The organism is Chryseobacterium sp. Leaf394 (assembly GCF_001424105.1).
In the GTDB taxonomy this organism is placed as follows: Bacteria; Bacteroidota; Bacteroidia; order Flavobacteriales; family Weeksellaceae; genus Chryseobacterium.
Window position 1 is genome coordinate 53,021 of record NZ_LMQH01000014.1, and the last position, 17,736, is coordinate 70,756.

At 37.3% G+C, this 17,736-nt stretch carries 15 protein-coding genes; 9 read left to right on the forward strand and 6 right to left on the reverse strand.

Annotated features, from left to right (window positions below):
• Together ASG21_RS18135 and ASG21_RS18140 are read right to left on the reverse strand one after the other, a co-directional pair.
• Positions 1-2,366 (reverse strand): M1 family metallopeptidase (locus ASG21_RS18135; protein WP_056084772.1); only part of this gene is annotated, 2,366 nt, incomplete at its 3' end.
• A gap of 61 nt (positions 2,367-2,427) precedes the next feature.
• Positions 2,428-3,006, reverse strand: coding sequence for a HupE/UreJ family protein (locus ASG21_RS18140; protein WP_056084067.1), 579 nt, complete (start codon positions 3,004-3,006; stop codon positions 2,428-2,430).
• 119 nt (positions 3,007-3,125) lie between these two features.
• On the opposite strand from ASG21_RS18140, the gene ASG21_RS18145 reads away from it, so the two are divergent.
• Positions 3,126-3,629 carry a DUF6702 family protein gene (locus tag ASG21_RS18145; RefSeq protein WP_241773532.1) on the forward strand — a complete coding sequence of 168 codons (504 nt, stop codon included), beginning with the start codon at positions 3,126-3,128 and terminating at the stop codon, positions 3,627-3,629.
• Between the two features lie 55 nt (positions 3,630-3,684).
• On the opposite strand, the gene ASG21_RS18150 is transcribed toward ASG21_RS18145, so the two are convergent.
• The gene (locus ASG21_RS18150) at positions 3,685-3,897 is read right to left on the reverse strand and encodes a hypothetical protein (RefSeq protein ID WP_056084070.1); all 213 of its coding nucleotides are present in this window, start codon (positions 3,895-3,897) and stop codon (positions 3,685-3,687) included.
• 366 nt (positions 3,898-4,263) lie between these two features.
• On the opposite strand from ASG21_RS18150, the gene ASG21_RS18155 reads away from it, so the two are divergent.
• A complete protein-coding gene (locus ASG21_RS18155) occupies positions 4,264-4,614 on the forward strand; it encodes a hypothetical protein (RefSeq protein WP_056084072.1) in 351 nt (116 codons plus the stop codon).
• Here the strand turns inward: ASG21_RS18155 and ASG21_RS18160 are convergent.
• Entirely contained in the window at positions 4,609-6,360 is a 1,752-nt protein-coding gene (locus ASG21_RS18160; protein WP_056084075.1) for an ABC transporter ATP-binding protein, read from the reverse strand. The two genes, ASG21_RS18155 and ASG21_RS18160, sit on opposite strands and share 6 nt — an antisense overlap.
• Before the next feature lie 223 nt (positions 6,361-6,583).
• Positions 6,584-7,318 (reverse strand): tRNA pseudouridine(38-40) synthase TruA, encoded by a 735-nt coding sequence (truA, locus tag ASG21_RS18165; protein WP_056084078.1) that lies wholly within the window; start codon positions 7,316-7,318, stop codon positions 6,584-6,586.
• A gap of 193 nt (positions 7,319-7,511) precedes the next feature.
• On the opposite strand from truA, the gene lpxK reads away from it, so the two are divergent.
• The 6 genes from lpxK to ASG21_RS18195 all read left to right on the forward strand — a co-directional run bounded on the left by lpxK (position 7,512) and on the right by ASG21_RS18195 (position 15,098).
• Positions 7,512-8,537: a tetraacyldisaccharide 4'-kinase gene (lpxK, locus tag ASG21_RS18170; protein WP_056084081.1), complete on the forward strand. Its 1,026-nt coding sequence runs from the start codon at positions 7,512-7,514 to the stop codon at positions 8,535-8,537.
• 134 nt (positions 8,538-8,671) lie between these two features.
• Complete coding sequence (locus ASG21_RS18175; protein WP_056084084.1) at positions 8,672-9,187, forward strand: thioredoxin-like domain-containing protein; 516 nt, start codon at positions 8,672-8,674, stop codon at positions 9,185-9,187.
• A 274-nt stretch (positions 9,188-9,461) separates the two neighbouring features.
• On the forward strand, positions 9,462-10,559 hold the full coding sequence (dinB, locus tag ASG21_RS18180) for a DNA polymerase IV (protein ID WP_056084087.1): 1,098 nt from the start codon (positions 9,462-9,464) through the stop codon (positions 10,557-10,559).
• Between the two features lie 284 nt (positions 10,560-10,843).
• The gene (locus ASG21_RS18185) at positions 10,844-12,328 is read left to right on the forward strand and encodes an alpha-amylase (protein WP_056084778.1); all 1,485 of its coding nucleotides are present in this window, start codon (positions 10,844-10,846) and stop codon (positions 12,326-12,328) included.
• 144 nt (positions 12,329-12,472) lie between these two features.
• A complete protein-coding gene (locus ASG21_RS18190; protein WP_056084089.1) occupies positions 12,473-13,657 on the forward strand; it encodes a hypothetical protein in 1,185 nt (394 codons plus the stop codon).
• A gap of 4 nt (positions 13,658-13,661) precedes the next feature.
• On the forward strand, positions 13,662-15,098 hold the full coding sequence (locus ASG21_RS18195) for a hypothetical protein (RefSeq protein WP_056084092.1): 1,437 nt from the start codon (positions 13,662-13,664) through the stop codon (positions 15,096-15,098).
• Between the two features lie 55 nt (positions 15,099-15,153).
• Here the strand turns inward: ASG21_RS18195 and ASG21_RS18200 are convergent, their stop codons facing one another.
• Positions 15,154-16,482: a carboxylesterase family protein gene (locus tag ASG21_RS18200; RefSeq protein ID WP_056084095.1), complete on the reverse strand. Its 1,329-nt coding sequence runs from the start codon at positions 16,480-16,482 to the stop codon at positions 15,154-15,156.
• Positions 16,483-16,620: 138 nt separating this feature from the next.
• Between ASG21_RS18200 and ASG21_RS18205 the strand changes: the two genes are divergently transcribed.
• Positions 16,621-17,676 (forward strand): NAD(P)-dependent alcohol dehydrogenase, encoded by a 1,056-nt coding sequence (locus ASG21_RS18205; RefSeq protein WP_082482471.1) that lies wholly within the window; start codon positions 16,621-16,623, stop codon positions 17,674-17,676.
• Positions 17,677-17,736 lie beyond the last annotated feature (60 nt).

Sequence of the window (17,736 nt, forward strand, 5' to 3'; positions counted from 1 at the left end):
GCAGCCTGCATCGGATTTACTTTTCCGTTGCTTGCACCTCTCGTTGCTCCCTGCTGATTTTGTTTGAAGAGCTGGAATTTTGAAGCTTCTGCTGAACTGTTATCACTGCTCCAGAAATTATTCTCAGTATCAATGTCTGCAGTTTCTCTCAAAGGATCCAGTTGAATGGATTTCAATTTTTTACTGAAATAATAGGTTCTGGAAACCTTCTGCTCATTCTGTCTCCAGATTTGAGCCGAAGCTTTGTCTTTTAATTTGGAACCGTCTTCAAAAGTGAATTCTAAAATCAATGGCATTACCAGTCCACCCTTGTTGGCGAAATCGATTTGGTAGGCGGTGATATTCTTCAGTCTTTCTTTATCAGATTTATCCAGCGCAGATGTACCTTCAGATTTAAATGTATATTCTTTGTCAGTATTTACTTTTTCCTGTCCACGGTCGTATCTGTAATAGAAATCCTGAAGGTCTTTATCTTTTTCAACTTCAAAAGTGATAGATTTATCTTCGCGGTTACGGATTTTTGAGATGTCATCATACTTATTCTGCACCGGTGCATCTGTTTTGTATTTTGTTTCCGAAGAAGTTCTTGGCGGAGTGTCAAAATCAGGTGTTGCAACAGTCACTTTTTCGATAGAAATGTCTACAGGATCTGTTCCGTAGAACCATCCTCTCCAGAACCAGTCGAGATCTTCGCCGCTAGCATCTTCCATTGTTCTGAAGAAATCTGCAGGCTCAGGATGTTTGAAAGCCCATCTTTTTGCATACGTTTTAAAAGCTTTGTCAAAAAGATCTCTTCCCATAATGGTTTCACGGAGAATATTCAGTCCTGTAGCCGGTTTTGCATAAGCATTCGGGCCAAACTGAATGATGTTTTCAGAGTTGCTCATGATAGGTTCCAGCTGGTCTTTCGGAAGCTTCATATAATCCACAATCGTCCACGCCGGACCTCTTCTTGAAGGGAATTTATTATCCCATTTTTCTTCGGTAAGATATTCTGTGAAAGTATTTAAACCTTCATCCATCCAGCTCCACTGTCTTTCGTCTGAATTGATGATCATCGGGAAAAAATTGTGCCCGACTTCATGAATAATTACACCAATCATTCCGTTTTTTATCGCTTCAGAGTAAGTTCCGTCTTTTTCTGTTCTTCCGTAATTGAAGCAGATCATCGGATATTCCATTCCGTTGGACGCCTCGATAGACTGTGCTACAGGATAGGGGTAGGGAATGGTAAATTCTGAATAGGTTTTGATCGTATGTGCAACGGCTTTGGTAGAAAATTTTCTGTACAATCCGTAAGCTTCCTTTGGATAAAAGCTCATTGCCATTACTTTGTTATTGTTTTCAGGAATCGTCACACGCATTCCGTCCCAGACAAATTTTCTGGATGAGGTCCATGCGAAATCTCTCACATCCTTAGCTTCAAAAACCCATGTTTTTCTCTGCTTAGAATGGTTTTTCTCTGCTTTCCTAGCTTCATCCAGAGTTGCAATTTCTACAGGCTCAGAAGCTGTTTCCGCCTTCTGATATCTTGAATACTGTGCTGCAGTAAGTACTTCGCTGTAGTTTTTACATTCTCCTGTTCCACCGATCAGGTGATCAGCAGGAACATTCATTTTCACTTTAAAATCTCCGAAAACCAATGCAAATTCTCCACGTCCTGTGAATTGATGATTTTGCCATCCCTGAAAGTCGCTGTAAACACACATTCTCGGATACCATTGTGTAATGGTATACAGATCATTTCCGTCTTCAGCGAAGTTTTCGTAACCGCCTCTGCCGCCCATTTGCATACGGTTCGGGATATTGTAATTCCAGTCTATTTTAAATATGAATTTTTCACCCTTCTTTAAAATTTTTGGCAAATCAATACGCATCATGGTTCTGTTAACCGTGTATTTTAAAGGATTTCCTGATGAGTCTGTTACTTTCTCCAAATTCACTCCGTAGCCGTTATCTTTTGCAGGAAGTTCAGTTGCTTTCAGTTGCTGGTCAGTAGTTGCTTTAGGTAAAGTTGAGGAAGACTGGTAATCCGCTTTTTTAACCGTCGACTGCTGGTTTTCATCGAGCTGAAGCCAGATGTAATCAAGATCATCCGGTGAATTATTGTAATAAGTTACTGTTTCAGAACCTTTCAGATTTCTTTTATCTTCATCCAGATACGCAGTGATGTCGTAATCTGCTCTGTTTTGCCAGTATCCGTGTCCCGGAGCTCCGGAGGCAGCTCTGTACATATTGGGAGTCGCCAGAATTCCGCCCAGCTGTTCAAATTTATTTCCATGATTGCTTCCCGGATTATTGAGGATATTCTGCCCCTGAGCAACAGAAAAGCTGAGAAGGACAAATGCGGTTATTTTGAATTTCATTATCAACAGTTTAAGAATTTGTAAATATAATGATAAGTAATTGTAAATTAAATAAAATCGGTCAGAAAGGAAGTCTTTCCAAAGTCATTTTCAGCGAAAGCGCAAAAACGCCTGATGAAATAAAGAGAATCCAGTCTTTCTTGTTGACTTTAAATAAGTTTAAAAGAATAAACATGATCACCAGAATTGCAGCGACGATCACGATTTGACCTAATTCCAGTCCAACATTGAAACCGAAAAGCGGTACTGCGATACTCTGACTCTTCGCAATCATCAAACGGGCAGTATTTGCAAATCCCAAACCGTGTATCAGACCGAAAAATAAGGCTAAATAATAATTGGTTTTGTTGCCTGACTGCTTTTTGTTTTTCATTAAAATATTCCCCAAAGCCGTCAGAACGATGGTTAATGGAATAAGAAATTCCACCCAATCAGATGGTAAACGTACAATATCCAAAATGCTGAGTGCCAAAGTAACGGAATGTCCGATGGTAAAGGCAGTGATAAGTACAAGAATTTTTTTCCAGTCGGAATAAGAATAGATGGCGATTAAAGCCAGTACAAACAGTTGATGATCAATTGCATCCAGAGAAATAATATGTTCCCAGCCCAGATTGAGATAGAATAAAAAATCCTGCATTTCAGTTTCGTTTTTTAGAAAAGCGATTATACGGAAATTATTTTAACTTTGTTCAGATTCTATTCCTTTTAACAGTTATCTGTGAATGTATTAATCTGTCCTAATTATTAGATAATTTAATGATGAAATCTTACATACTGATTTTTCTAACCCTAATTTTTTTTACAACTTCTTTTACAGAAAAACACCCTTATCACGTAGGTTCTGTAGAAATAAATCACAATAAAACTTCAAAGACATTCGAAATTACAGGAAGGTTTTTTATGGATGATCTGGAGAATGCTTTGGGCAAAAAATATGGAAAGCCTTTTCATTTTAATGATCCTAAATATAAAGCTCAACTGAATGAAGCCGTGAAAAACTACAGTGCTGAGTATTTTAAACTGAAATCTGACGGAAAGTTTTTAAAAGTAAATTTTGTTGGCTACGAAGAAGATCACGAATCTGTTAATGTTTATCTGGAAACAGAATCTGTCAGTCAGCCAAAAAAAGTGGAAGCTGCTGTAAGCTTTTTATACAATTACTTTGATGATCAGCTCAACATTGTGCATCTCATCGTCAACGGAAACAGAAAGAGCGAAAAACTGAGTTACCCGAACCGGTATACGTACGGAAATTTCTGACGTATCGTACAACATAAAAAAAGCGGCGCAACCTTACAAGTTGCGCCGTTTATTTTTAGGGATAAACCTCTTTGAATTTCTCTATCAGATGATCAAGATTGTGACGCTGTACGTACACCGTTTTTACCTCCTCATATCTTGGAGATCTGTAAAAAACTTCATGGAAATCCATGCTGCCGTTTCCTACTTTTACAATTTTTTCTACATCAATGTTTAATTTCTTTAGCTCTTCTTTTAAGACTTGAAATTCGTCTTGGATATTGTTCATCTTTATATTTTGTATTAAGTTGAAAATTTGTCAGTTATTTTGGCTTGTGCCCCTGTTAAATTCAATATATTGTTAAATTTTTAATAAATATAGCAATTTATTTTCGTTTAACCATAGGGTTTGCCTCAAAATTTTAGTTTTAACAGAATTACAAAAACTATACCTAAATGAATAGGTATTAATGAAAAGTGAATTTAATATGAACGGAATGTTAACAAATGTCGGTTTAATCGTATTTTACATAAATGATTCTAAGTGAATCATTTAGCAGAAATTGATGATGGCAAAGCAGAAGAATGTTAATTTTTTGGTGAATTTTATTTTAACTTCTATCAATATAGTGCATCAAAGCTGGAAATTAATAACATGAATTTATCTAAAACAGTCATTTTAATCACGTTTTCTGCATTATCAACATCGGTTTTCGCACAGGAAAGAGAGCCGGTCATCCTTGAAGTCAAAAAAAAGACAGACCGTGAGGCTGGATCAGATAAAAAAGAAAACGTAAAATATTTTCGCCAGTTCGGTCTGATGTCACGCAATCACGATGATTTTAAAGCGAAATACGGAGTGACAATTTTTTACGAAAACTGCGTTGCTACTCCGCTGCTTTCTGACAGAGCAAAGAAGCACAATCTTGAGGTTGCGCAATATCTTACGCAAAAATATGGTGAAATCTGGAAGGAAGATTTAGGATTTTTACCTTACGGATTATAGTTTTTCGTCAACTTCCAGCTCATGTCTCAGCTGAGCTTTGTACAAAGTAGAGTAATAGCCGTTTTTGTCGAGGAGTTCAAGATGTGTTCCTTCTTCAACGATTTTACCCTGATCCATCACAATAATTTTATCGGCCTTTTCTATGGTTGAAAGTCTGTGTGCAATAATAATAGATGTTCTGTTTTTGGTAATTTTTTCCGTCGCTCTCTGAATCAGTTTTTCACTTTCATGATCGATGGATGATGTGGCTTCATCTAAAATTAAAATTTTCGGATCTGATAAATACGCTCGTAAGAAAGATAAGAGCTGACGTTGTCCTAATGAAATTGACGAACCCCTTTCGCTCACCACATATTCGTAGCCGCCAGGAAGACTTTCTATGAAGTCATCCACTTCAATCTCTTTTGCTCCGGCTTTTATTTTTTCTAAAGTGACGGTTTCATCTCCAAAAGCAAGATTCTCGAAAATACTTCCGTGGAAGAGAAAAACATCCTGCAGAACAACACCGATGTGACTTCTCAGATTGTAGAGCTCGTAATCTTTCAGTTCAACATCATCAATGAAAATTTCACCTGAATTAATGTCATATAATCTTGTAATCAGACTGATAATCGTGGATTTGCCTGCGCCTGTTGCTCCGACAATCGCTACAGTTTCTCCTGGATTTACCTTAAAATCAATTCCTTTTAAAACTTCCTGTTTGTCATCGTATGCAAAACGTACATCTTTAAATTCAATTTTTCCTTCAAAATGATCTTTGGAAACTTTACCGTCATTCGGCATCGCATAATCTTCATCCATAATTCCCAAAACCCTTTCAGCACCTACAATTCCCCGCTGTATATTGTTGAAACGGTCTGCAATCTGTCTCAAAGGACGGATCAACATTGAAATAAACTGGATGAATGCGATTACTACACCCGCACTGATGGTGATGTAGCCTCCGTAAAAAAGCACGAAACCAATAAAAAGTGAAGAAATCAATTCCACCACAGGGAAAAAGAGGGAGAATATGAAAACTGTTCTCAGTAAAGCACTTTTCAGGGTTATATTAATATCATCAAACTTTTTAAACTCAGCCTGCTGTCTGTTGAAAACCTGAATGATAGGCATTCCCGCAAGTCTTTCCTGAACAAATGAGTTTTGAGTTGAAGTCCATGATCTTTCATCCCCAAAAGCTTTTTTCAGTTTTTTCTGGAAAAATCTCGTGATCACCACCATTAAAGGTAAAATTGCAAGAGAAATGTAACTCAGATGCACATCCACCTGAAACATCATAAAGAGGACGAAAATAATTCTCAGAACATCACCGAAAACCATCAGAAAACCATCTGTATACACTGTGGCAATCGTTTCAACATCACCAACGGCGCGTGTTACCAGCTGACCAATCGGAGTTTTATCAAAGAAAGCTGTTCTGAAATAAATCAGTTTATTGTAAAGCCTTTCACGGATATCTCTGATGACATTTTGAGAAATATAATTGGAAAAATAAACGAGAAAGAAATTTAAAATTGTTTCGGCAAAAACCAATCCCACCAATCCATAGATGTGCTTCATCATCAAAGCTTTATCTTTCAATTTCGTGATGTCATTATCCACGATCTGCATCGTAAGATAAGGTCTGTAAGTAGAAACAATGGAAAGTATGATGGAAATAATCAGGGTAAAAATAAACCAGGTGCGGAACTTCATACCAATGAAGAAAAGCCTTTTTACAATTGCCCAGGTATCTTGTTTTTTCATTTATAGAATTGACGTAAAGAATTGTTTTGAAAAATTCTCTGCAAATTTACGGCTTTAAAATTTTACAGTCTTTATCCAATCATTATTATTCAATAGAATATTTCTAATTGTAAAGTAGGAGAAAAAACAGTTCGACACTTTAACTTCTTTAAAAAAGGCAGCAAATTTTTAAAAAAACCTCACCACAACATCTTTAAGTCCAGCAAAATTCTAAACCACTCAATCACTCAAACTCATATCCAACATCAACCAGATACAACCCGTGCGCCGGTGCAGAAGTTCCTGCAGAATTTCGGTTTTTGTTTTCGATAACTTTCCGTACATCTGCAGGCTGTATTTTTCCTGCACCGACTTCAATCATTGTTCCTACAATGGCTCTGACCATATTTCTGAGAAAACGGTTGGCAGAAACAGTGAATTTCAGTTCCGTTCCGTTCTGTTCCCATTCCGCTTTGTACATTTTGCAGAGATTGGTTTTGTTGTCGGTGTGGAGTTTCGCAAAACTTGTAAAATCTTCGTATTCAAACAGAATTTTACAGGCTTCATTCATTTTATTTACATCAATATTTCTTCTCCAGAGTTGCCACGCAGAATCCTGCGTAAAAGGATTTTTCTCCAGAGAAATATAATATTCATAGGTTCTGAAAGTTGCATCAAAACGGGCATGGAAATCATCTTTAACTTTAAAAATTCTCTTAACTGAAATATCTGCAGGCAAAAAACTGTTGAGTTTGTGTGAAAGCTGATCGCTTAAAATCTGTTCAGTTTCAAAATGAGCAAACATCTTTTTTGCGTGGACACCTGTGTCGGTGCGGCCGGCTCCGGTTGTTTTAATTTCTTCCCTCAAAATAGTGGAAAGTGCTTTTTCCAGTTCTTCCTGCACGGAAATTTCATTGGGCTGAATCTGGTAGCCAAAATAATTTTTACCGTTGTATGAAAATTCTATAAAATATCTCAAGGCAATTTTAAATTTAATTTTAAAACAAATTCAAGCTAAAGTGAAGATTTAATCTAAATAATCTGCGTTTATCTTCCTGCTGAAACGTTCCTGCAAAAATACTCTAATTTGATGATAAAATTTTACAGAATATTTTGAAAACTGACTAAAAACATCCTTTGAAAAGGTTTTAAATTCTTATTTTTGCCAACGTATGAAAAGATGGTATCTCTATCCTTTTTCTTTGGGTTATAAGGCGGTAACCGGTTTGCGGAACACCTTCTATGATCTGGGGATTTTAAAATCCACGAAATTCCGTACGCCGGTGATCAACGTCGGCAATCTTGCTGTGGGCGGAAGCGGAAAATCTCCGATGGTGATGTATCTTGCCAAAAGTCTTTCCAAACAGTACCGAACAGGTGTGCTGTCAAGAGGTTACGGGAGAATGACTAAAGGATATGGCATTACAAATTATGAGAGCAATTACAAAACGGTAGGCGACGAGGCGATGCAGCTTTTTGAAAGGTTCAAAAACAGATTCGTTATTGCTGTTTCGGAAGAACGGGTTCCCGGCGCACAGAAAGTGATTGAAGATATGGATCTTGATGTTTTGATTCTTGATGATGCGCTTCAGCACAGAGCAATCAAGGCCGGATTTAATATTCTGATGACTGATTTTAATGATCCTTACTTTAAAGATCATCTTCTTCCTGCAGGGGATTTGAGAGAATCGAGAGCCGGAGCAAAACGTGCAGATATCATCATGGTAAGCAAATGTCCGGATGAACTTACCGAGGAAACCAAGCAGTATTACATCTCAAGAATAAGACCTGAGCGCGGACAGAAGGTGTTTTTCTCCTCAATCGGTTACGATGAAAATGTTTACGGACGTGAAAAAATGCTTCCCGACAACAATTTGAATTACTATGATATTCTTCTGATCACAGGAATTGCCAATCCGAAACCATTGCTGAATCATCTGGCTAAATTTTCCCAGCGTGTGAAGCATTTGAAATTCAGAGATCATCACAATTTCACAGATGCCGACATTAAAAATATTGTCGCTGAATATAAAAAACTGGGCGAGTACAAACTGATTTTAACGACAGAAAAAGACTATGTTCGACTTAAAACTTTTGATTATTTGAGAGATTTGGTTTATTACTGGCCAATTAATGTTGTCATCGATAAAAAAGAAGAGTTCAATCAGGAAATAATGAATTTTGTCAATAAAAAATAAAACTAATCCGCAGCAACCGTTGCGGATTTTATTTTTGCTAAATAGAAATCTTCAATCTTTCAAATTATGTTAAATCATCCATTTTCATTATTTAAATTATTTTTCAATGTTTAGATTTGTAAAAAAAAATTAAGATGAAGCAGTTACTGTCTTTTATAATGTTGAGTATTTTCACTTTGGGATGTTCTCAGAAAGCGCCGGACACTTTTAAAACGAAATTTTCTAAAGAGGCTTTAAATCAGAAACTGGAAGATGAAGATGGTAGAAGCATCACAATTCAGGAAATTTTAAATCAGCATAAAGGGAAGGTTTTGGTGATAGATTTTTGGGCAGGATGGTGCAGAGACTGTCTGAAAGCAATGCCAAAAGCAAAGGAACTTGAAGAAAGCAATCCCAATATTGATTTTGTATTTTTCTCACTCGAGAGATCAAAAGAAGGATTTGATAAGAGTCTCGAAAAACATGCAATGAAAGACAAAGAAAACTACTGGTTTTCCACAGGCTGGAAAAATAATTTCAACAATTACATCGAGCTGAACTGGATTCCGAGATACATGGTCATTGATCAGAAATCTGCAATTGCAAAATACTATTCTATTTCTCCTGAAGATCCGGAAATTCAGAAAACAATTGATATGCTTTCAAAATAAAGTTGAGGCTGAGGCAAAGGTTATTAGTGATATTTAGTCATCTCTGTTAGAGATGATTTTTTTTGTAGAATTATTTAAAGTATTCGGTATGATATATCTTTGGGCGCCTTTTTCCGCACGTAATTTATCCTGAGCCTGCCGAAGGGTTCCCGCTTTTTTGTGCCTCTGCTTTCCCCTCGCTTACAAAAAGAGCTCCACTCAGATCGGGGCGCGTGCAATTCGCCGTTATAAAAATGAAATCAGAATTCAAATAATTGTCAGTAATTTTGCAGTGATGAGCTTTCCCAACCGCAAAATTATTCATGTCGATATGGATGCATTTTATGCTTCCGTGGAGCAGCATGACAATCCTGCACTGAGAGGTCAGCCGGTTGCTGTGGGTGGCGGTCATCGCGGTGTCGTTTCAGCGGCGAGTTATGAAGCCAGAAAATATGGCGTTCGTTCTGCAATGCCCAGTAAAACTGCGAAAGAAAAATGTCCGCATTTAATCTTTGTTCCGCCACGATTTGCACGCTACAAAGAAATTTCGAAAAAAATCCGTGAGATCTTTTATGAGTACACCGATTTGGTTGAACCGCTTTCTCTGGATGAAGCCTATCTCGATGTCACAGAAAACAAAAAAGAAATAGAATCTGCCAATCAGATTGCAAAAGAGATTCGTCAGAAAATATTTGAACAGACAGGTTTAACTGCTTCCGCAGGAATTTCTATCAATAAATTTTTAGCCAAAGTCGCTTCAGATATCAATAAACCCAACGGACAAAAAACCATTCATCCCGATAAAGTTGAAAAATTTCTCGAAGAATTGCCTGTAGAAAAATTTTATGGTGTAGGAAAAGTTACTGCCAATAAAATGTACAGTCTGGCGATTTATAAAGGGAAAGATTTGAAGAAAAGATCGCTTGAAGACTTAACGAGACTTTTCGGTAAATCCGGTAAGTACTACTACGACGTCGTTCGGGGAATTCATCATTCCGAAGTGAAGCCGCACAGAATTCAGAAGAGTGTTGCAGTGGAGCGCACATTCCTTGAAGACCTTTTTGATCAGCAGCAGATTGACGAAAAACTGCAGAATCTGAGCGAAGAACTGCACAGCAGACTGCAGAAAAACAATATTATGGGAAGATCTCTGACTTTAAAAATCAAGTACAAAGATTTCTCATTATTTACAAGAAGTTTTACGAAGGAAGAATATTATTCATCTCCTGAAGAATATTTTACCACCGGAAAAAAGCTTTGGGAACTGCGTCCGTACGATAAAGCGGTACGATTATTGGGTTTGTCTGTGTCACAACTTAACACCGAAGAAAAAAAGCAGATTTCTGTTCAGCTTAAAATCCCGTTTGAGGAATTTCAAGATGGAATAAACTAGTTCTTTTTCGAAGTGTTGGAAAATCTTATTGACTCAGGAGATCGAAGCGTTAAGAAATCAATAAAAAATTCCGTTAAAAAATTTCCACTGTCTGAGTGGCGGCAAATATTTTCTTTAAAAGAGATAACTTGTCTTTCCGCCCGAGTTTTGGAAATTTTAGGAAGTTTTTAATGATTTTAGCTGAGAGATCCAGTCTTGAATTTTTGGTTCTTTTGCTTCAAGGCAAAAGAACAATTTTTAAAACCATAATTAACAAACTATTTATTGATCAAAATCAACTTCAGATGACAAACCCTACAATGATTCAATACTTCCATTGGTATTCCGAAGGTAACGGAAAGCTGTGGAATGAAGCCCATAAAAACGCAGAATATCTTTCAGAATTAGGAATTACTTCAGTCTGGTTTCCTCCGGCATACAAAAGTACCAACGGTGGAAATTCCGTTGGCTACGATGCTTACGACCTTTTCGATTTAGGAGAATTTGACCAGAAAAATTCCATTCCCACAAAATACGGAACCAAAGATGAATATATTAAAGCCATTAAAGCTTTAAAAGAAAAAAATATTCAGGTGATTGTCGATATTGTTTTAGGACACAAAGCCGGTGGTGATGAGCTGGAAAAATTCAAAGTGGTAAAAGTGGATGAAAATAACCGTGAAAAGGTAATTTCGTCTGAAATCGATATTGAATCCTACACCAAATTTACCTTTCCCGGACGCGGAAAAAAATACTCAGATTTTGAGTGGAACTTCACCTGTTTCAGTGGTGTGGATTATGCAGAAGGTAAGGATTCCCACATCTACAAAATAAAATCAGAATACGGCGACGACTGGGAAGAGATGATCGACGATGAGAAAGGCAATTACGATTACCTGATGTACAACGATGTAGAACACCGAAATCCTCACGTACGTGAAGAACTCAACAAATGGGCAAATTGGTATTTTGAGCAGACCGATTTTGACGGCGTAAGACTGGATGCCTTAAAGCATATTTCTTTTGACTTTTATAAAGAATGGCTGACGATGCTCCGCTCCAATTCCGGAAAAAATATCTTCGCTGTCGGTGAATATTGGGCGCCGGGACAACTCAATTTGTTACAGCGATATATTGAAGCAACTGAAGGCTGCATGAGTCTTTTCGACAGTTCGCTTCACAACAATTTTCATACAGCTTCTCAGGAAGGTGATTCCTATGACTTAAGACAGATTTTTGAGCATACACTTACGCAGGCTGATCCTTTACACTCAGTGAGTTTAGTTGATAATCACGATACTCAGCCGCTTCAGGATCTGGAAGCACCGGTCGAAGAGTGGTTCAAACCTTTGGCTTATGCATTGATTCTGCTTCGTGTTGATGGTTATCCGTGTATTTTTTATCCGGATCTGTTTGGAGCAAGCTATAAGGACATGGGTAATGACGGAAATGAATATGAAATTTTCCTGAATAAAGTAGATGGAATTGAAGAACTTTTAAAGGCCAGAAAAAATCATGCGTTCGGTGAGCAGAGAGATTATTTTGAAGATGCAAACTGTGTCGGCTGGGTGCGTGCTGGTGACGATGATCACGATGGCTGCGCTGTAGTTTTAAGCAACAAAGATCAGTATGAAAAACCTATGGAAATGGGCGAAAAATACATTGGCAAAACATTCTGTGATGTTTTGGGAAGATTTGAAGATAAAGTGACCATCGATGAAAACGGATGGGGGAATTTTCCTGCACCGGCCGGCAACGTCAGCGTCTGGCTCGTGGAGAATGGCCAGTAAGGTTATCAGAAAAAATTTATTACAGAAATATTATACTCATCCCTGTCTCAACCGAGACGGGGATTGGTTTTTTTACACTTTAACAAAAAAATATTTACAATTCATTTAAATAATTATCTTTACGGCCTATAATTTATCAATTTTATGAGAAAAATTTTACTGTCTATAGCAATTGTTTCAGCAATTGGTATGCAGGCGCAGAGCATCAATTCAGAAAATGTTGATTTCCGTGTATTAAAAGCGCCACAGACTTCCATTAAGGAAACTGAAAGAACCTACAATATAAAGGTGAATTCGCCTTACAATCTGAGCAAAGAAGATGTTTTGAAACAGGCAAAAAAAGATCACCAGGACGCTGTTGCCAATTTCAGCAACACAATTAAGGAAAGTCAGGATGCTTATCAGCAGTCATTAAGAGATTATAATGATGAGGTGATCAATGCCAAGGAAACTTTTGCACTGGAATCTGCAGAATTTAAAAAAATGAGTCTTCTGGAACGTCTGAATATGCAGGAAAAAGGAATGAAACCTACACTCAGACTTCCTTCAAAACCTGTTTATGTAAAACCTTCGCCGCCAGTTTACAGAGATCCGGATCTTAACGATTATTTTATTGTAGATAACAATGTTCTGGCATCCCAGATTTCTATCGACGGATACAAAAAAGGCAATCCGAATGTTGATGTTTATATAGATATGTCAACCGTCAATTTTCAGGATAACGCCGGGCAGACATTTGCAAATCAGCCGACAAAAATCACGGTAAAAGAAAACGGAACCGAGAAAATCAATACAAGTATCGGACAGGATTTTGTTTTTGTTTCTTCACAGCCTTCCAACAATATCAATAAGCCGGCTGAAGAGAAGAAGTATCTGGGAAATACCATCAAATCGATCAACACTTTCCTGAATGAAACTTACGGTTACAAAACCTTAAACAAACAGGTAAAACTGGAATTTGTGAAAAATAAAGGTGAATACAACGATCTTGAAAAAGCGCAGATTTATGTGATTACAAACCTCAGAAAACTTCAGGCAAACTCAGATCCTACCTCAAATAATGTGGCTTTTGAAAATATGAAGAAAGGAACTGACATTTGGGAGCAGGTTTTAGCTAAAGTAAATTATACCGATAAAAAAGCAGTGTACAATGCTAAAATCGGGAAATATTTATTTTTAAATTTAATCAGACTGAATGTTGCTTTGGAAAACAAGAAAGTTGCTGAAAAATATCTGAACCAAATGCAGGAAAAAATGGTAGAATTAGATTTGTCATACAACGAAAAAGCAGAGTTGAAAACTTTGGAAAATCAAATCTACAAATCTTAAAAGCATGAAATTCAAAATATTTACAGCACTTACGCTGTGCTTTGCCATCAACGCTTTTTCGCAGTCAAAATACAACCACGGAAACAAATTTGATTTTGATAAAACCATCGAAAAGGATGTGGAAATGGTTGCCGGAGATGCCAACAGTTTCTACATGAGCAGCATCACCAACGAAAATACATTTGAAAGCAAGAGTCAGATTTTCGTAAGGAAGTTTGACAATACCAATAATCTGAAGCAGACTTTTACATACAACATTCCGCAGATGGAAAAGTTCGCCTACATTAATTATCTTGGAAGCTTTGATGCCGGAAACAATATTGTTTTTATTACAGAAACCTACGCCGGGAAACTGAAGAAAAAAAATATTTACAAAATTATTTTTGATAAAACTGCAGGAACTTTCAGAGAAGATCTGATGGCGACTTTTCCTATCGAATCTGTCATGAAATCCGGAACTTCCTATTTTGAGAAATCTGAAAACGGAAGATATGGCGCTGTGGTTTTTTATGAGCACTCTCCAAGAAAAGAACCTGTAAAAATCAACATTAATGTCTTTGAAACTTCTAACCTTAAGACAGTTTGGGAAAAACAGATTACAGGTGAAGCAGGAAGTTCAGATTCCGATTTCTTCGTTTCCAATTCGGGAAATGTGGGTCTTATCAGAAATGCAAAGCAAAATGCTTCTTTACTGTATGTGACGGCTCAGGGTCAGGAAGAGAAATTCTTCACAGAAAAAATGAAAATTGTAAGTGAAACAGCTGTTTCTATAGGCTCAAAAGATTATCTTATCGCTTTTAACAACACTCCGAAATCGTTCAAGGTAAATGCTTCAGATTTTGAAAATTTAATGCTTTACGATATTGCGGAAGGCAAAATTATTTCAAATGAAGTCGCTTCCCAGTACAATGACGGAAGTAAGATTGTTGATATTAACATACCTTATTCTACAGTGAGCGGAGATAATATTTACCTTTTTACGGAAAGCCGGCTTAATGCAGGAACCAAAAAAGTGAAATCACCTATGGGTACCATGATGATCGATGAAACGTATTACCTTGCAGGAGATCCGAGAATGGTAATCATCAATTCAACAACAGGGAAAATAGACAATGTGGTTGCCCTGAATGGAAAAGGACGCAAAAATGCAGAACTTGATTTGCACGCTTTGGGAATTGTCAATGTAAAAGGAAATTACTTCATGAAGAAAGGTGAAAACTATGATTTATCGGCAGTTAATCTGGACAGTAAGTCGGTGGTCGAACTTAAAAACATGCCTCCTTACAAAGAAACTCAGGCAGCTCAGTTTCAGGGATCAGGCGATGCTTACAGTCAGGCATTGCTGTACAGACCCGATGTGAAAGGAATTTATTATCCAAGAACTTATGACGGAAGCAAAAGTGCGGCAATTGTTGCGATAGAAAATTTCGACGGTAAGTAGATTTTTAAAATTTAAATAAATTAAAAAACGGTTCTGTGAAAGCAGAGCCTTTTTTTTAAACTAAAATTTTTCGTATTTCAAGAATATCAGGTCTATCCTCAACCTGCAGAATTTTTCCGGTTCTGGCAAATGCTGCCCAGACAGCCCGAAGTTTTTTTCCGTTCTCAAAAATATAATCCCAGGGAACATCTTTCAGAAGTTCAGCATCTTTCCATGCATCTTTGTTGGCAAAAATTAAAGGAAGATCAAAACAGTGTGAAGCACCGATAAAGTGGCTTTTTAAAGTCGATTTGATTTTAAACAAATGAATATTTCCACCACCGGAAGCGTAATTTCCGGCAAAAACTTCAGCCGGTTTTCCGTAGATTGATTTTGTGGTAATCTTTACAATCCGGTTTAAAACAGAATTGTGAAGGTAAGTGTAGATGCCTTCCTGAGCGGTTTTTACATAAAAGGAAGTTTCATCTTCATTATAACCAATGAGAACGTCAATTTTTGAAGCGTTTTCTTTCCATTTTTTTAGAGTCTCATTTTCCTGTGGAAGTGGTTCGTGACCGTATTTTAGACAGAAAGGCATGGCCGCTTTTAAACCGTATTTAAAACCTGAAGGAAGAAAGTTCTGATACGAGTCCACCATTTTCAAAACGTCGGTGTCATCTTTAAGAAAATCGGTCTGACTAAAAAGTTCGGTGTACATTTTCTCTCTTTTCAGTCTGAAACCTAGTGGTGCACTTTGAATAATTACTCTTTTAAATAAATCTTCCACATCTTCTAAAATCAAAAGATGTGCAATGGCATCGCCACCCGAAGATTGCCCGAAAAGTGTGACGTTATCAGGATTGCCTCCAAAATCTTTAATGTATTTTTTAATCCATTTCAAAGCTTCGATAATATCAAACAGACCAAGATTGGCAGGTCTTTCGTCATTGCCTCCCAAAAATCCAAACAGTCCTAAACGGTAAGAAACAGAAACAACAATAATATTCTGTTCCTTTACCCAAACTGATGGATCGGAAGTAGGCAAATCTCCACAACCGATTTCATAAGAACCGCCATGAATCCAGACGATGACAGGCAGGTTTTCTTCAACTAAATTTTCAGGTCTTGTGATGGTTAAGAATTGAGTTGATTCTTCCGGCTGAAATTTTTCGAGGTCAGTTTTACCAATAAGTCTTTCCAAAAGCGGACTGATTTTCTGCGGACAGACCGGCGTTTTATCTGAAATGAAATTTTCTGCAGATTTTAAGGGAATTGGTTTTTTGAATCTTTCAGATTGAGCATAGCGAATGCTTTTAGCCTTAATGACTCCATTTTCTTTAAAAGCTAAAATTTTCCCGAACGAAGTTTCAAAAGTGTGGTTGTGCAATGGATGGTTTGTGCTCATCTTCCTATTTCAAAACTGAAAATTAAGAAATAAAACAGTAATCAGGGTAAATAAATCTGTAAAAAAGGTAAGGGCTTTTCCGAAAAAAGGTCGGAAATTTGTAAGGTAAAAGATTACATTTAAAATTATCAATACATTATGAACACATTTTCTGTAAAAGCTTTTGGAGCAGAATCCAAAGAAGCTGATCTTAAAGAAATGAATATCGAAAGAAGAGAAATTGCCGCCAATGATGTGGAAATTGAAATTCTTTACTGCGGAGTTTGCCACTCTGATTTACACACTGCAAGAAACGACTGGGGCGGAACAAAATATCCGTCTGTTCCGGGACACGAGATTGTAGGAAAAATTACAAAAGTAGGGTCTGACATTACTAAATTTCAGGTAGGTGATCTTGCCGGAGTTGGATGTATCGTAGATTCATGCGGACATTGCGACAGCTGCAAACAGGATCTTGAGCAATATTGTGAAAACGGATTTACCGGAACCTACAACGGAAAAGATACGCATTTGGGAGGTCACACTTTTGGTGGCTATTCACAAAAAGTAGTTGTAGATGCTGGTCACGTTTTGAAAGTACCTGCCAATCTTGATCTGGCTGCAGTTGCACCGCTTCTTTGCGCAGGGATCACAACATGGTCGCCACTTAAGCACTGGAATGTTAGCGCAGGATCTAAAGTTGCCGTAATCGGTTTGGGAGGATTAGGCCACATGGCAATTAAACTTGCAAAAGGTTTGGGTGCTGAGGTGACTTTATTCTCAAGAACGCCGGGTAAAATGGAAGATGCGAAAAAATTAGGTGCAGACCACGTGGTTATTTCTACTGATGATTCACAAATGGCAACTGTACAGAGAAAATTTGATTTGATTATTGACACAGTTCCTTACGATCATGATGTCAATCCTTACATCACGACTTTGAATATCAACGGAACTTTGGTTTTGGTAGGATTTATCGGGAAAATGGAAGAGGCATTAGCTACACCACCAATGATTATGGGAAGAAGAGCAGTTGCAGGCTCAGTAATCGGTGGAATTGCCGAAACTCAGGAAATGCTTGACTTCTGTGGCGAACACAATATCGTTTCTGAAATTGAAATGATCAAAATGCAGGACATCAACGAAGCATACGAAAGAATGCTGAAAAGCGACGTGAGATACCGTTTTGTGATTGATATGCAGTCTTTGTCTTAGAACTTATTCTGAATAGAATAAAAATTTCGGCGGACCAAAAGGTTCGCCGAACTTGTTTTT

Coding starts and splice junctions, on each gene's coding strand:
- ASG21_RS18195 (WP_056084092.1), top strand. CDS start 13,662: ATGAAATTCAAAATATTTACAGCACTTACGCTGTGCTTTGCCATCAAC.
- ASG21_RS18175 (WP_056084084.1), top strand. CDS start 8,672: ATGAAGCAGTTACTGTCTTTTATAATGTTGAGTATTTTCACTTTGGGA.
- dinB (WP_056084087.1), top strand. CDS start 9,462: ATGAGCTTTCCCAACCGCAAAATTATTCATGTCGATATGGATGCATTT.
- ASG21_RS18190 (WP_056084089.1), top strand. CDS start 12,473: ATGAGAAAAATTTTACTGTCTATAGCAATTGTTTCAGCAATTGGTATG.
- ASG21_RS18140 (WP_056084067.1), bottom strand. CDS start 3,006: ATGCAGGATTTTTTATTCTATCTCAATCTGGGCTGGGAACATATTATT.
- ASG21_RS18145 (WP_241773532.1), top strand. CDS start 3,126: ATGATGAAATCTTACATACTGATTTTTCTAACCCTAATTTTTTTTACA.
- ASG21_RS18200 (WP_056084095.1), bottom strand. CDS start 16,482: ATGAGCACAAACCATCCATTGCACAACCACACTTTTGAAACTTCGTTC.
- ASG21_RS18205 (WP_082482471.1), top strand. CDS start 16,621: ATGAACACATTTTCTGTAAAAGCTTTTGGAGCAGAATCCAAAGAAGCT.
- lpxK (WP_056084081.1), top strand. CDS start 7,512: ATGAAAAGATGGTATCTCTATCCTTTTTCTTTGGGTTATAAGGCGGTA.
- ASG21_RS18155 (WP_056084072.1), top strand. CDS start 4,264: ATGAATTTATCTAAAACAGTCATTTTAATCACGTTTTCTGCATTATCA.
- ASG21_RS18160 (WP_056084075.1), bottom strand. CDS start 6,360: ATGAAAAAACAAGATACCTGGGCAATTGTAAAAAGGCTTTTCTTCATT.
- ASG21_RS18185 (WP_056084778.1), top strand. CDS start 10,844: ATGACAAACCCTACAATGATTCAATACTTCCATTGGTATTCCGAAGGT.
- ASG21_RS18150 (WP_056084070.1), bottom strand. CDS start 3,897: ATGAACAATATCCAAGACGAATTTCAAGTCTTAAAAGAAGAGCTAAAG.